General features: G+C 70.3%; 11 protein-coding genes and 1 pseudogene. 9 read left to right on the top strand and 3 right to left on the bottom strand.

Features of this window, described 5'->3' with window-relative positions:
- Positions 1-26 precede the first annotated feature (26 nt).
- Positions 27-2,807 (bottom strand): SpoIIE family protein phosphatase, encoded by a 2,781-nt coding sequence (locus ACZ4N5_RS07620; RefSeq protein ID WP_467756172.1) that lies wholly within the window; start codon positions 2,805-2,807, stop codon positions 27-29.
- A 252-nt stretch (positions 2,808-3,059) separates the two neighbouring features.
- Entirely contained in the window at positions 3,060-3,854 is a 795-nt protein-coding gene (locus ACZ4N5_RS07615) for an SGNH/GDSL hydrolase family protein (protein WP_467756171.1), read from the bottom strand.
- Between the two features lie 355 nt (positions 3,855-4,209).
- On the opposite strand from ACZ4N5_RS07615, the gene ACZ4N5_RS07610 reads away from it, so the two are divergent.
- A complete protein-coding gene (locus tag ACZ4N5_RS07610) occupies positions 4,210-4,971 on the top strand; it encodes a 2'-5' RNA ligase family protein (protein WP_467756170.1) in 762 nt (253 codons plus the stop codon).
- A 360-nt stretch (positions 4,972-5,331) separates the two neighbouring features.
- Complete coding sequence (locus ACZ4N5_RS07605) at positions 5,332-6,564, top strand: L,D-transpeptidase (protein ID WP_467756169.1); 1,233 nt, start codon at positions 5,332-5,334, stop codon at positions 6,562-6,564.
- Between the two features lie 257 nt (positions 6,565-6,821).
- Here the strand turns inward: ACZ4N5_RS07605 and ACZ4N5_RS07600 are convergent, their stop codons facing one another.
- Positions 6,822-7,019 carry a hypothetical protein gene (locus tag ACZ4N5_RS07600; RefSeq protein WP_467756168.1) on the bottom strand — a complete coding sequence of 66 codons (198 nt, stop codon included), beginning with the start codon at positions 7,017-7,019 and terminating at the stop codon, positions 6,822-6,824.
- A 393-nt stretch (positions 7,020-7,412) separates the two neighbouring features.
- Here ACZ4N5_RS07600 and ACZ4N5_RS07595 point away from each other — a divergent pair.
- The 7 genes and pseudogenes from ACZ4N5_RS07595 to ACZ4N5_RS07565 form a co-directional block, all read left to right on the top strand.
- Positions 7,413-7,781 (top strand): annotated as a pseudogene (locus tag ACZ4N5_RS07595) (transposase); the annotation flags it as partial.
- A gap of 345 nt (positions 7,782-8,126) precedes the next feature.
- On the top strand, positions 8,127-9,593 hold the full coding sequence (locus ACZ4N5_RS07590) for a sensor histidine kinase (RefSeq protein ID WP_467756167.1): 1,467 nt from the start codon (positions 8,127-8,129) through the stop codon (positions 9,591-9,593).
- A 72-nt stretch (positions 9,594-9,665) separates the two neighbouring features.
- On the top strand, positions 9,666-10,058 hold the full coding sequence (locus ACZ4N5_RS07585; RefSeq protein WP_467756166.1) for a roadblock/LC7 domain-containing protein: 393 nt from the start codon (positions 9,666-9,668) through the stop codon (positions 10,056-10,058).
- Between the two features lie 3 nt (positions 10,059-10,061).
- Positions 10,062-10,448, top strand: coding sequence for a DUF742 domain-containing protein (locus tag ACZ4N5_RS07580; protein WP_467756165.1), 387 nt, complete (start codon positions 10,062-10,064; stop codon positions 10,446-10,448).
- Positions 10,426-11,049, top strand: coding sequence for a GTP-binding protein (locus ACZ4N5_RS07575; RefSeq protein WP_467756316.1), 624 nt, complete (start codon positions 10,426-10,428; stop codon positions 11,047-11,049). The genes ACZ4N5_RS07580 and ACZ4N5_RS07575 overlap by 23 nt, the downstream gene beginning before the upstream one ends.
- Complete coding sequence (locus ACZ4N5_RS07570; protein WP_467756164.1) at positions 11,012-11,626, top strand: GAF domain-containing protein; 615 nt, start codon at positions 11,012-11,014, stop codon at positions 11,624-11,626. The genes ACZ4N5_RS07575 and ACZ4N5_RS07570 overlap by 38 nt, the downstream gene beginning before the upstream one ends.
- Positions 11,627-12,031: 405 nt before the next feature.
- The gene (locus ACZ4N5_RS07565) at positions 12,032-14,314 is read left to right on the top strand and encodes an IS1096 element passenger TnpR family protein (RefSeq protein ID WP_467756163.1); all 2,283 of its coding nucleotides are present in this window, start codon (positions 12,032-12,034) and stop codon (positions 14,312-14,314) included.
- Positions 14,315-14,374 lie beyond the last annotated feature (60 nt).

The following is a 14,374-nucleotide window of genomic DNA, read 5'->3' as shown; positions in this document are numbered from 1 at the left end:
GGCTGCGGTCCGGTTTCCGTCCCGCTTCACAGGTCCGCCATCAGGAGACCGCTCAGGTCCCCGGTGGCTCCGGCGTCGAGCGACTGCTCAGCCCAGATGATCTTGCCTCGGTCGGTGTAACGGGTCCCCCAGCGGCGGGACATTTGCGCGACGAGGAACAGCCCACGGCCCCCCTCGTCGGTGAGGGTTGCGCGGCGCAGGTGCGGGGAGGTGCTGGTGCCGTCGGCGACCTCGCAGATCAGGCTGTCGCGGTCGCGCAGCAGCCGCAGACTGATGGGGCTGCCTCCGTACCGGATGGCGTTCGTCACGAGTTCGCTGAGGATCAGCTCGGTCGTGAAGGCGGCCTCGCCGACCCCCCAGGATTCCAGCCTGCGGGTGGCCTCGGCGCGGACCCGGGGGACGGCCGCGGGGTCGTCGGGCACCTCCCACTCCGCGACCTGCTCCGGGTCGAGCAGCCGGGTGCGTGCGACGAGCAGGGCGACATCGTCACTCGACCTGGTACGCAGCATCGCGTCGAGCACCGCCCGGCAGGTGTCGTCCGGGGTTGCGCCGTTCGTATGGGCGAGCGCCTCCTTCAGCATGCCGAGCCCGATGTCGATGTCACGGCCGCGGGCCTCGACCAGGCCGTCGGTGTAGAGGACCAGCCGGCTGTCGGCGGCCAGCCGGAGTACGGCCGTCTCGACCGGCAGACCTCCTCCCACGCCGAGTGGCGGGGCGACGGGGATGTCGGGGAAGGTCACGGAGCCGTCGGGCGAGACCAGCGCCGGACCGGGATGACCGGCCCGGGCGAGGACACACCGCCCGGAGACCGGATCGTAGACCGCGTACAGGCAGGTGGCACCGGTGACGCCGTCGGTGTTGCCCTCGGCTGCCGCGTCCTGGTCGATCCGGGTGATCAGGTCGTCCAGGTGCGCGAGAAGCTCGTCCGGAGGCAGGTCCAGGGCGGCGAAGTTGTGCACCGCGGTCCTCAGGCGACCCATCGTCGCGGCGGCGTGCAGACCGTGCCCGACGACGTCGCCGACCACCAGGGCCACCCGGGCCCCCGGCAGCGGGATGACGTCGTACCAGTCGCCGCCCACCCCCGCCTGGGCGGGCAGGTACCGGTGCCCGACCTCCAGTGCGGACAGCTCGGGGAATACGCCGGGCAGCAGGCTGCGCTGGAGGGTGACGGCTGTGGTGTGCTCGCGGGTGTATCGGCGCGCGTTGTCGATGCACACGGCCGCCCGGGCGGCGAGTTCCTCGGCGGGAGAAAGGTCGTCCGGCTCGAAGGGGTCCTGCTCCGAACGCCAGAACTCCACGACCCCCAGCAATTGGCCTCGGGCCCGGAGCGGCACCGAGATCATGGAGTGGACACCGAATTCGATGACCTTCTGGGCCCGCTCCGGGTCCTGGGCCCGCCATCCGTCGGCCACGGCGAGCTGCGCCACCAGGACCGGCCGGCCGGTGGTCAAACCGATGGCCACGGGGTTGCCGGGCACGTAGCGCTTGAGCGTCCCGACAGGGTGAAGGGGCGCGTCGTCCCGGATGCCCCCGGCTGCGATACGGCGCATTTCCATACTCGCCCCGGTCGGTTCACCCCCTTGCAGCACGGGCTCCAACAGCTCGACGGTGGCGAAGTCGGCGAAGCGCGGGACCGCCACCTCGGTCAGTTCCTCGGCGGTGCGCGTCATGTCGAGGGTGGTACCGATCCGCATGCTGGCCTCGTAGAGCAGTTGCAGGCGCCCGCCCGCCACGTCCGCCCGGCCCGCGAGGGCGCGCAGCTCCGTGGTGTCCCGCAGGGTGGCCACGCTGCCCCCCTGCAGGCCCACCGGCCGCACGCTGACCGCGAGCAGGATGTCTCCAGCCAGGAAGACCTTGTCCGTGGCCGCCCGGCCCGATCCCAGTAGTCCGGCCAGGGCCGGGCTCAGCCCGAGTCCGGTGACCGGGCTGCCCTCGGCATCCGGTGGCAGTGCGAGCAGCCGGCGGGCCTCGTCGTTGGCCAGCAGCAACCTTCCGTCGCCGTCCAGAATGATCACGCCTTCGCGGACCGCGTGCAGCACCGCGTCGTGGTGCTCGTACATGCGGGTCATCTCCACCGGCCCCAGGCCCCCGGTCTGGCGCCGCAAACGCCCGCTGACCAGTGCCGACCCACCCGCGGCCAGCAGCAGTGCGACACCGCCGGAGGCGAAGATCACCGGCAGTTGGCGCTGCACCACACTGCTCACCTTGTCCACCGTGACCCCCACGGTGACGAGGCCGACCGCGGTCCCCTTCTCGTCGAAGACGGCCACCGTCGAGTCGACCGCCTTCCCCAGGCTGCTGTCGAACGTGGTCTGGTGGGGCTCGCCCTGGAGCGCCTGGCCGTAGGAGGTGGAGACGTGCTTCCCGATCTGGTCCGGGTCGGGGTGGGTCCACCGGAAGCCGTAGGGACTCAGCGCCACGACGTAGTCGACGCCGGTCTTCTTGCGCACCGCCTCGGCATGTGGCTGGAGCGCCGCCGTCGGGTCGTCGCTCTTCATCGCCTCCGCGGTGCCCGGGGCGTTCGCGAACGACTCGGCCGCCACCAGTGACCGGTCGCCGGCTTCCTGGATCGCGCGGTTGCGGTCCTGGATCACGAGCACCGCCACGGCCGTGGCGATGAGCAGCAGGACGACCACCAGTTGCAGCAGGAAGACCTGACCGGCGACGCTGCGCGGTTTCCGCAACCACAGCACACGTCGGCCGGCCGAATGGTGACGGGCCTTCGGGCCGGCTTCCGGCGGCCCGGCCTTCGGTGGCACGCGGTCGCCCCGTCGGCTCGCTGGGACGAATCGCCCGAGTTTGCCCATTTTCCCAGTATCAGTGACCGGCCCGGCGGGCGCGGCTCAGGACGGGGTTGATCCCGGGTTCCCGGGCGGCGTCGTCACCGTCCGGGCCCGACGACCGTACGATCTCGATCGCGCCCCGCCTGCACTCGTCCGAGTGCCGATTCGTGCCTCTTCCGCGGAGGCCGACCGCCGAAACGGCCGACCGGGTCCGGCCCGCCGTTCGACGGCGGAGGCCCGAGGGGGCGAGCCAGGCCGACTCGCCCCACGGGGAGGTCAGCTGTTGGCGTTGAGGACGGGGTAGTAGCCACTGGCGTGGCCGGTGGCGGTGGGGTGGTACGACTCCCAGCTCGGCGAGACCACCAGGGAGTGCAGCCAGCCGTCGCTGGAGCACAGCTCATGGCCGCCGAACGTGGTGCGGACGTCCCCGAAGACGAAGCCGTGGGCGGCGGAACGGCCGGCGATGACGCTGTCGATGACGTCCGAAGCCTCGTCGATCTTGCTGTGCTTGGTGGCGCTGAGGCCGACGCAGAAGACGTTGAGCGTATACATGTGCGGGTAGCCCAGAACGACCACCTTGGCGTTGGGCGCCTTGGCGCGGATGGCGTTGTAGGTGGCGTCCAGGCGGGCGGGGAGGGTGTTCTGAGCGTAGCTCTCGGCCGTGTTCACCCGGTTGACACAGTCGGTGTCCGAGCCGGTCGCGCAGGTGGTCATGACGTCCGCGAAGCCGGCGTCGTTGCCGCCGATGGTGAGAGAGACGAGGCCGGTGGAGGAGTTCAGCGGGGCGAGCTGACTGTTCGTCACGTCCGTGGTGATCGCGCCGGAGCAGGAAGTGTCGGCGAACGAGGACGGTGCGTGGGCGTTTTTCCACAGGTAGGGGTAGGCGCTGAGGCTGCGGTGGCAGCTTCCGCTCGAACTGTCGTAGTTCCCTGCGCCGTTGCCGGCCGAGTACGAGTCTCCCAGCGCGACATAGGCCGGTCCGGCGGCGTGCGCCGGACCTGTCAGCACCAGGCCGAACATCATCGCGAGCCCGAAGGCGACAACGGTGGATCGCAATTTGACGCGTCTCACAGGACCTCCCTGAGCGGGAAAAGCTGGCCCTCATTTGGTACAGCGGACAACCACTTGACGGAAGTGTTCATGTCAAGACTGTTTCCGTATTCAACATCACGTTTAACGTCACGGAAACACGCACGGACGCCGGGTCGAGGGAGAGGCGCTAGGCGAAACGAGCACCGCGACCGCACCGTCGTGGCCCTCGTTCGGGTACGGCTGTCGTGAGTCGACACAATCGCCCACCCCCCGGCGAGCCGGCAGATCCGTCACGCAAAACATCTGAACCATCGCGGTGCGTGAGGGACAACCGTCAAGGACAGGACCAACGGCACCCTGGAGGAGGAGGTGTGACGGCGGGAGAGGACGCGTGATGCGAACCAGCGACGAGATCGGTCACCCGGGCGGCCGGGACCCGCGGGACCGGGCGGCAGGGGTGGACCACATCGACACATCGCCCGCCGGCCGGATGCGGAACCCGCGAGCGGACCCGGACTTCGGCCGGGGAGAAGGCGTCGGCATCCTCGGCCCGCCCCCCACGGCCCGCACGGCGGTGGCGTGGATCCCGCCCGCAGAGCTGTGGCCGCCGATCCAGGACATCCGCCGGGACTACGATCCGCAGATCCACCGCTGGCCGCCGCACGTCAATCTGCTCTTCCCCTTCGTGCCCGAGTCCGACTTCGAGCGGGCCGCCTCACTGCTCGCCGCGGCGACGGCCGAGACGCCGGCCTTCGCCGCCCTGCTGGACGGGGTGCGGACCTTCCGGCACAGGGCATACGCCACCGTGTGGCTCGATCCGGCGGCAGCCGGCAAGGCACCGTGGGAGGACCTGCACCACGTGTTGCAGCAGCGGTTTCCACTCTGCCGTGGGCGGGCCAAGAACTTCACTCCGCATCTATCCCTGGGCCGGACCCGGGATCCGCGGCGCGTCAGCGCCGACTGCGCCACCCGGCTCGACGCCATGACGGCGACAGTCTGGGAACTCGTCCTGCTCTCACGCAGGGGTCACGGGCCGATGCAGCCACGCGCCACGATCGCCCTGAGCACGGGCGAGGTCCGCCGGCTCCCCGCACCGGGCCCCGAAGCGCCCGGCCCGGAGGACACGGCATGGCTCTCCGAGATCTCCGACAGGTGAGGCCACGGCCGGCTGCGGCGAAAAGGCAGAGATCACCACCAGCCGGGCCCGAAGCCTGCGCCACGACCTCGGTTCGGGTCCGCTCCGACGTCGAGGCGGCCGGGCAGCGGGGCGGGCGCCGGTCACGCCGGACCCCTCGCCTCCGTATCGCCGCAGGGCCCGCACCGATCGGCGAGAGCGGATCGGTCACGCACCATCCGGCCGTCGAGCGGAGCCTCGGCGACCCACGCGCAAGGCGTGAAACCCGCCACAATCCACCCCATCAAAGCGGACCAATGCGTAAAAATGCTTCTTTGGAGCTGATTGCCCCCTCGGAAACCAGCTCGGGGGATTCAACGACCAGCGGCATGGGAGAAGCGTTTGATCACCGCACGCAAGCGACGCACCGGGCTGATGGCTACGGCCGGCGCGCTCGCACTCACGGCGCTGGGCGGTACCAGCTACGCGGCCACCAACGACACCGGGGCTCACCCGGAAACGCAGGCACAGGCACAGGCGCAGCCATCTCAGGCGAGCACCCAAGACGCTTCCGACGCCCGAATAAGGATCACGCCCGGGCAGGTTCACGGCGTCGGGATCAACGACCCCGTGAACGTCACCGTCAGCGACGGCAGGCTCACCAAGGTGACCATGACCGCCGTCGCGACCGGCACCGAGGTTCCGGGCACATTGTCCGCGGACGGAACGTCCTGGAAGCCGAACGGCCCACTGAAGCAGGCCACCCGATATCAGGTCGCCGCGGAGGCCGAGGACGCGAAGGGCCGCTCCGCCACGGAGAACGCCGCGATCTCCACGGTCTCCCCGGCCAACGACTTCCTCGGGCACCTCTCCCCCGAGAACGGCTCGACCGTCGGTGTGGGCATGCCGGTGACCTTCAACTTCAACAAGGCGATCGCCGACAGGGCCGCCGTGGAGTCGAAGATCCAGGTCAGCTCCAGCAGCGGCGAGCAGGTCGTCGGTCACTGGCTCAACAGCAGCCGCCTGGACTTCCGCCCCGAGCACTACTGGAAGCCCGGCTCCACCGTCACCGTCACGATGAGCCTCGACGGCGTCCAGAAGACGGTCACGTTCAAGATCGGCCGGAGCCAGATCAGCACCGTCGACGCCGCGACGAAGCAGATGTCCGTCGTACGGGACGGCAAGACGATCAAGACCATCCCGATCTCGTCCGGCAGCCCCGAGCACCCGACGTACAACGGTCGGATGGTCATCTCCGAGAAGTACCGGCACATCCACATGAACGCCGCGACCGTCGGTCTCACGGAGAAGGACGGCAAGCCCTCGTACGACATCAAGGCCGTACCGCATGCCATGCGCCTGACCGCCTCGGGCACGTTCATCCACGGCAACTACTGGGGTGCCGACTCGGTCTTCGGCAAGGTCAACACCAGCCACGGCTGCGTGGGCCTGAAGGACGTCAGGAACGCCGGCAACGGCAAGCAGCCCGCCGCGTGGTTCTTCGACAACTCGATGATCGGTGACGTCGTGATCGTCAAGAATTCCATGGACAAGAGCACGGTGGCCCCGGACAACGGCCTCAGCGACTGGAACATGCCGTGGAGCGAGTGGGTCTCCGGCAGCGCATCCAACTGACGCCACGCCGCTCACCCATGTGAACCTGAATCCCTTCCGTCAGGCGGCGGCCGACACACCGCCGGCCGCCGCCTGACGGGCGCCAGGGACGCTCGGACGGCCCTCGCCCCGGGGAGTCCTTCAGCCACGAAAACGCAAAGGACCCCGACCGTCAGGTCGAGGTCCTCGTTCGTGTATCGCTACAAAGAGTGTCCGAGGGGCGAGTTGACCGCTGACGATACGGCCGTGATCGCACAAGGACGGCCCGAGCTGCAAGATCAGCCGATCCCGCAGCGCCAGGAGACCAAACCCAGGTTCACCACCCTCACACGGATCTTGAGCATGCAGACAACAGGGCCAGATTCCTGATTCGGGATCGCAACTCGAAGGTTCACGGCCGCCTTCGACGCCCTGGCCGACACCGGCCCGAAGCTCGCAACCACCGCCATCCAGGTACCTCGGATGAACTCCACCATGGAGCGCTGGATACATACCTGCGGGCGTGACCCCTGGAGGCACTTTGATCTGAAACCAGAGTCACCGGATCCCGCGCGCTCAGCGAGTTCGAGACCTTCGACAACGTCATCGCCCGCACCGAACCCTGGGCCACGCCGCGCCACTCCATCAGCCTGACAGAGCAGATCAACCACCTTGAAATCCGCCGACGAGACCGACTCGGCGAAACCCTCCACGAGTACCAACATGCCGCGTGAGCAGGGCGGATGGTTAATCGGCACCCGCAATGCCGGTAGCTGGCCGATGCGCCACCTACCGGTAGTTCGTTAAATCCGGCGGTGGCGTGAGTTGACGGCAGGTCGGGTTGGTCGTAGGCCGGTGGTAGGAGTCAACTGCCTTGCTGGGGGCTGAAGATGGCCGCTCGCCGTCCGTGTCCGCCTGCGCCGGGGCCGGGGCCGGGGCCGGGGCCGGGGCCGGGGCCGGGGCCGTTGGAAGAGTACGCGGCCCGGTTCGACGATCTCTTTTTCAGCCTGGCCCAGCGGCGGGGTTTTCGCGAGTATCTGACCGGGTTGCTGGCGCCGCGGGAGCGGAACAAGACGATCACCTGCCTGGCAGGGGCGGAGCCGGTGGCGGGTGCGGGGATGCCGGGGGTGCAGCGGTTGCAGTTCTTTCTGTCCGAGTCTCCTTGGGAGGTCGAGCAGGTCAACGACCGGCGGCTTGAGCTGCTGCGTGAGGAGTCGGCGACGGCTCCGCACGACGGCGGGGTCATCGTGATCGACGATTAACCTGACGGTGACACCACCCCAGGCCCCGGGCCACCGGAGGACATCCTTCTGGGGACGGCCGCAGGCATGATGCTGTCCCCAGTGCTGGTGGCCCTGCCCCCACTCGCACGCCTGGGACGGGTGTTTCGAGGCGAAGTTAAGGACAACGGTTCGATTTCTGTGCGCGCCAGGGGCTGACGCCGGGGTCCTGATGCGCGGTAGCGTGCGCGCTCGGCCCGATCTTCGCACTGTCCGGGGACTGTTATGCGTGATCCTTCCATGCCACCGGACGACCGGCTGGCGTCGCCTGTGCCCTCCCGTGTGACGGCCGAGTCGCGAGCCGCGTCCTTGAGGCGGCGTCTGGTGCTGTGGTCCGTGTTGCCGGCGGGCGCGGTCGCCGTGGCCGGTGCGGTGGCCGCCGTGCTGGTCCGCGATGGCCACCTGGACCGGGCGGACCAAAGCGCGGTGTTCGGCGGCGTGGTCCTCATCGGCACCATGGCGGCCGGGATCGCGGGTATACGGACTTCGGCCGAGGCACGAGCAGTCACCAAGCACTGGGCGGAGCTGTCCCGTGCGGCTGACCGAAACCGTGCCGAGTTGGCCGAGCTGACCCGTACCACAGCCGAGGGCAGGGCCGAACTGGAGTCGCTGTGCCGTCGGTTGCGGGCCGGGGAGCCCCCTGTGCGGCGCCGGCCAGAACTGCCGCCGCAGACCGGCCCGGACGAATTCTCCCGCCTCGGATTCGAGATCGCTGCGGCCCGGCACGAGGCGGAGGCAGCCCTGCTGGAGACCGCCGCCTGTGCGGTCGGTGCGGAACACGGTTTCCGGCTGGAGCAGTTCGAGGTGTTCGCCAACCTGGCGCGCCGGCTGGAGTCCCTGGTGCACCGCGAGATCGGCCTGCTGGACAGCCTGGAGAACGAGGTCGAGGACCCCGACCTGCTCAAGGGGCTGTTCCGGGTGGACCACCTGTCCACCCGGATCCGCCGCTACGCCGAGAACTTGGCCGTGCTTGGCGGCGCGAACACCCACCGCCAGTGGACCCGCCCTGTCGGCCTGACCGACGTGCTGCGTTCCGCCGTCGCCGAGATCGACCAGTACGCCCGGGTCAAGCTGGTCCCGCCCATCGATGGAACGGTCAGCGGCCACGCCGTGGTCGACGTCGTCCATTTGCTGGCCGAGCTGCTGGAGAACGCGACGGTCTTCTCAGCGCCCCAGACCACCGTGCACGTGCGGGTGGAGCCCGTCACCTCGGGGGTGGCGATCGAGGTCGAGGACCGGGGCCTGGGCATGTCCCCGGCCGAGCGCAACCAGATGAACACCGTTTTGGGTGCACCCGACAAGGTCGCGCTCGGCGAGCTGCTGCAGGACGGCCGGATTGGCCTGTACGTGGTCTCCGTCCTGGCCCAGCGGCACGACATCGCCGTGCAGTTGCAGAGCAACGTCTACGGCGGTACTCAGGCCGTCATGGTGCTGCCCAGGGCACTGCTCGGCCCGCAGTCGGCAGCTCCCGCGCGCCACACCGTCCCGACCCCTGACGCGGTGCCGCAAGACCCAGTGGAGCCCGAGGCGGCGGACCCCCGGACGACAGTGATGACCGTCGTTGCGGATTCGCGCGTGTCCGATTCCGAACCCCAGCCCGCCCCGGTGCCCTCCGACGGCGAGGGCGACCGTCCGCAGTTGCCTCAGCGCCGCCGCCGGGATCACGCCGCCGAACGGCCGCACCCGGTCCGCAGCGCCGGTGCTTCCGAGGACATCGCACACGACCCGGGCCTGATGGCCGCGTTCCAGACCGGACTACGCAGGGCCGAGGAAGCGGAGACGCCCAGATAGCCGAGGCCGCCCTGAAGGCCCGGGGCCCCGTCCAGCAAGCCGTTTCCTTCTGTCGAAGAGGAGTACACGATCGTGGCGAGCGAAGACCTTTCCTGGCTGTTGACCGGGCTGGTGAACCGGGTGCCGCACACCCGAAGCGCCTTGTTGCTGTCCTCGGACGGGCTGGTGAAGGCAGCGGAGGGGCTCGACAAGGACGCCGCGGACCAGTTGGCCGCGCTCGCCAGTGGGCTGTACTCATTGGCGCGCAGCGCGGGCCGGCACTTCGACGACGGCGGTGACGTGCGACAGATAGTGACGGAGCTCAGCACCTCGCTGCTGTTTGTCTCGGCCGCCGGGCACGGCGCGGTGCTGGCGGTGCTGGCCGGACGCGAGGCGGACGCGGCGGTGCTGGGCTACGAGATGGGGATGATGGTGAAGGGCGTGCGCCCGCACCTGGCCACGCCGCCCCGGCACCCGGTGGGGTAACCGATGACGCGGGTCCTCCCAGACGGACCGCTGATCGACGAAGCGGCCGGGCGGCTGGTCCGTCCCTACACCGTGAGCGACGGCCGGACCAGGGCCACGTCCCACTTCACGCTGGTGACCATGGTGCGGGCCACCGGCGCCCAGACGCAGGGCTCCTTCGGCCTGGAGCATGCGCAGGTGCTGGCGCTGTGCGAGCGGCCTGTGAGCGTCGCCGAGGTCGCGGCCCGGATGCAGGTGCCCGCCGCCGTGGTCAAGGTGCTGCTGTCCGATCTGGCCGAAGGAGGCGCGGTGGTCACAGGTGACGCGCCCCCGGCGCCCCCGGGCCACCACGCACGACATGATCGAGACTTCCTGGAAGCGGTACGCGATGGCCTCCTCAAACGACTGTGACCCGCTGCCCGCCGAAGTCCTGCCGGTGGGAATCAAGGTGCTGATCGCCGGCGGGTTTGGCGTGGGAAAGACCACCTTCGTCAACGCGCTCAGCGAGATCGAGCCGCTGAGCACCGAGGAGATGTTGACCGCCGTCAGCGCGGCCACGGACCGGCTGGACGGAGTGGAGAACAAGGCCACCACCACGGTGGCCCTGGACTTCGGCCGGATCACGCTCAGTCCTTCCCATGTCCTGTACTTGTTCGGCACGCCCGGACAGGAGCGCTTCTGGTTCATGTGGGACGAACTCTCCGAGGGAGCGCTCGGGGCGGTGGTCCTCGCCGACACCCGCAGGCTGGAGCACTCCTTCGCGGCGGTGGACTTCTTCGAGCGGCGCGGCGTCCCCTTCGTCGTCGCCGTCAACGAGTTCGACAGGGCCCACCGCTACCGCGCGGAGGAGGTGCGAACCGCGCTCGACCTCAGGCAGGAGGTGCCGGTGGTGCTGTGCGACGCCCGCGTCCAGAGCTCGGGCATCCGCGTGCTGCTCGAACTGATTCAGCATCTGATCACGACAAGGAGTTCCCATGGCAGCGACACCGCCCAACCCCTCCTCCGGGCCTGAGTCCGGGATCGCCCTGCGCCATCTGCTCCTCCCCCCGGAGGACCCACAGGTGCGTGCCCGCTCCGAGCGGCTGCGCGAGCTGGGTATCGATGCCCGTCCGGATGCGAAACTCGACGCCTTCGCACGGGAGCTGGCAAACCGTACCGGCGGCTGCTACGCCGGGGTCAACTTCTTCCTCGACGCCGACCGCCAGTACTTCGCAGGGTTGTACAGCGCCGCGCAGGACACCACGGTCCACGTGGGACCGCCGTTGCTGGAGGAACCGGTGCCCGGCCGCGTCATGCCCCGCGACATCGACATGGGCATCTGCCCGCACGTGGTCAAGCGCCGCCGGGCGCTGGTGCTGGAGGACATCCGGGACTTCCCGCGGTTCGCCGGTAACCCGGTAGTCGACGCGATCGGCGTCCACTCCTACCTGGGCGCACCGCTGATAGACAGCACCGGCGTGGTGCTGGGCACGATCTGCGTGGTCGACCAGGACCCGCAGCCGTGGGGGCGTAAGGGGCTGGAAACCATCAAGGCCATGGCTGCCGAACTGGTCGAGCGGCTCGAGGAGTCGGCGCGCCGTCGCAGCTGACCGGCGCTGCCGGACTCGCACGCGGCCGCCCCGGAGCGTCCCCGGCGCGGCGGTCCAGCACCCTGTGGGTGCCGAAAACTGTGTCACCTAAGATCGACCGGCAAATGGATCATTTGAGGCGGCGGGCGGTGGGGCGGGCGTCCCAGCGGTACCGGCTGTACGGGGTTTCTCGCCGGGGGCGAGGGCAACGACGTCGAGCTCGTGCTTTGCCCGGCCGCCCGTGTCGTGGATGTCGGTGGTGCCGACCGCACCCGGGACGATGCCGAGTTCGGCTGGGATTGAGCCGATCGGCCGGGCCGGCGGCTCCTGGCTGCAAGAATGGTGGGTCAGCCGTTCGGCGTACGGCGACGGGCTCGCGGCGTGCCCCGACGCGTATGCCTCCGACCAGTGGGAAGCCCTGAGGCCATGACCGCCCAGCGCAGCTCCGCCGAGCGCCAGCTTTCCGTCCACCAGCTGAAGGTCGGTCTCGAGGGGACGAAACCGCCGGTGTGGCGGCGGCTGGTGGTGCCCCCGGACATCACGCTGGGATCGCTGCACGACGTGATCCAGGAGGCGTTCGGCTGGCAGGACATGCACCCGCACGCCTTCGAGGACCGCCTTGGCGGGCGGTACACCCCGCCGGAGGATCTCGACGTCCCGGTCTTCGACGAGGAGGAGGCCGTCCTCGCGGACGTCCTGCCGCGCACCGGCGACCGTATGGACTACACCTACGACTTCGGCGACGACTGGCTGCACCGGATCACGGTGGAGGGAGTACGCCCCGCCGAAGAGGGCGAGAGGGAGCGCGCGGTGTGCACGGGCGGGCGGCGGGCCATGCCGCCCGCCGAGGACCTCGGCGGCGTGTGGGGACTGGCCGAGCTGCAGGAGCGGTACGCGGACGGGGAGCGCCCAAGCCCCGCTGTCGTCCGGCACGGCGGTGAGAAGTGGGTGGAGTACGAGAGCCTGCACGACGAGGTGTTTGCGGGCCGGTACGAGGATGGCTTCGACCCGGCTGACTTCGACCCTGCCGAACTCACCCGCGGTCTCGCGCAGGTGGCACTGCGACGCGCGACGGGCAAGCGTGGCGAGCGCCAGGCCCCGCCGGGGTTGTACTGGTGCGAGTGTGGCGAGCTTCACCCTCTCCCCGGCGGCGCGGGCCCGCTCGCCGACGGCGACGATGGGGGTCCCCCCGCGCGAGCGAATTCGAGCGTGGGGGAGGGCGAGGAGGAGTCGTCGACCGGCCTCTTCGATGCCGCGGACGTCCGGCTCCCGGCCGTGCGGCTGCCCGGCGAGGCGGAGCTGGCCCGCGCGGTGCGCGAAGTGCCCGCCTTCATGGCGGCGGTGCAGCTCGGGCATTGGTGTGGCGGCGGGCGGGAGCTGACGCCGAAGGCGCTGCTGCGGCCGAAGCTCGCCCGGCAGGCCGTGGAGGAGGCCGAGCTGTGGCGCATCGCCCCCGAGGAGTGGGGCGATCCCGAGGGGCGGGCCGCGTTGCTGGCGAAGATCCGCAGCGCAGCCGACATGGAGCTGGTGGACCTGCCCTGGGAATGGGCGCTGAACTGCGGCTTCGTCGAGGTGACGGGCAAGCGCGCGCACGCCGGCGACGAGCTGCCGGACGAGGAGGACGACGCGGCGCTGCTGGCCACCTGGCAGGGGGCGGTGGCGAGCGCGGCGACCGAACTCACCCTCGCCTTCCCCGCGTTGGACGGGCCGTTGGGTGAGCCGGCGCCGCTGCGGGAGCTGACCGAGGCGGCTCCGCCGCTGGTGTTCCTGATGCTGCTCGCGGCGTACGGGCTGCCCGACGGGGAGCGGCTGGACGTCGCCGAGTTCTTCACTGAGGGCCTGTCAGGACTGCCCGAGAGCCCGGCCCGGCAGCTGGTGTCGGCGCTCCTCGCCGACCAATACCACGACACCGCCGGGACGTTGGAGCTGTTCGGCGCCGCCGAGCACGACGGCCACGAGCCTCCTGCGGACGATGCTGTCCTCACCCTGCTGTTCGACGGCGACGGGCAGGGCATGCTGCCCACCGGCCGCTTCCGGCTCACGGCGCTGGGTCGCTTCGGCCTGCGCGCGCTGCTGGTGGCGGCAGGCGTCCCGGCGCCGGTGATCGGCTCGCTCGACCGGGCGGACGCTCGCGAACTGCTGTCCGCGCTCCCCTCGTACTCCTCCGAGGCGGATGCGGCTGCGGAGGTGGCGGGCTGGCTGGCGGCACCCGCTGCGGACGCGGCGGTGCAGGTGGTGGACGCCTGCGACGGTACGGAGCCGGACGACGCGCTGCGCCGCCTGGAGGCCCCGCGCGTACTGGCCGCCGTGCTGGAGGCGGACCGCACCGGGCGGGCGAAGGCGGTGCTGCGCAAGGCCGCCGTCTCCCAGGTCACCGGCCGCGCGCACGCGGCGCCTTCCATGCTGCGCCGGATCGACGAACCCACCGAAGGGGAGGCCGCGTGGGGCCTGGAGTGGATGCTGGTGGACGGCGCGCTGCCGTTCGCCGCGGCGGGCGAACAGGCGCTGCGCGAGAGGCTGCTGGCGGGTCCCGGGGACGGGAAGCGTCCGCTCGATCAGCTGGTCGAGCGTGCCGACGACCTGTGGCGTGCCTGCCACCCGCACGCCGGCGAGGTGCTCGGCTCGCTTGCCGACGCCGTCAAACCCCTCGACAAGGCCCTGGCCAAGCGGCTGCGGAAGGCCGCGTTCAAGTCGGGGAGCGCCAAGTGAGTCGAGTTTTGCGGGAGATCACCGCCGAGGCCGCGCCGCTCGCCGACCCTGCTGCCACTG

The organism is Streptomyces sp. NPDC026500 (assembly GCF_055567635.1).
The sequence above is the reverse complement of the archived record's forward strand: the minus strand, read 5'-3'. Positions and strand labels throughout refer to the sequence as shown.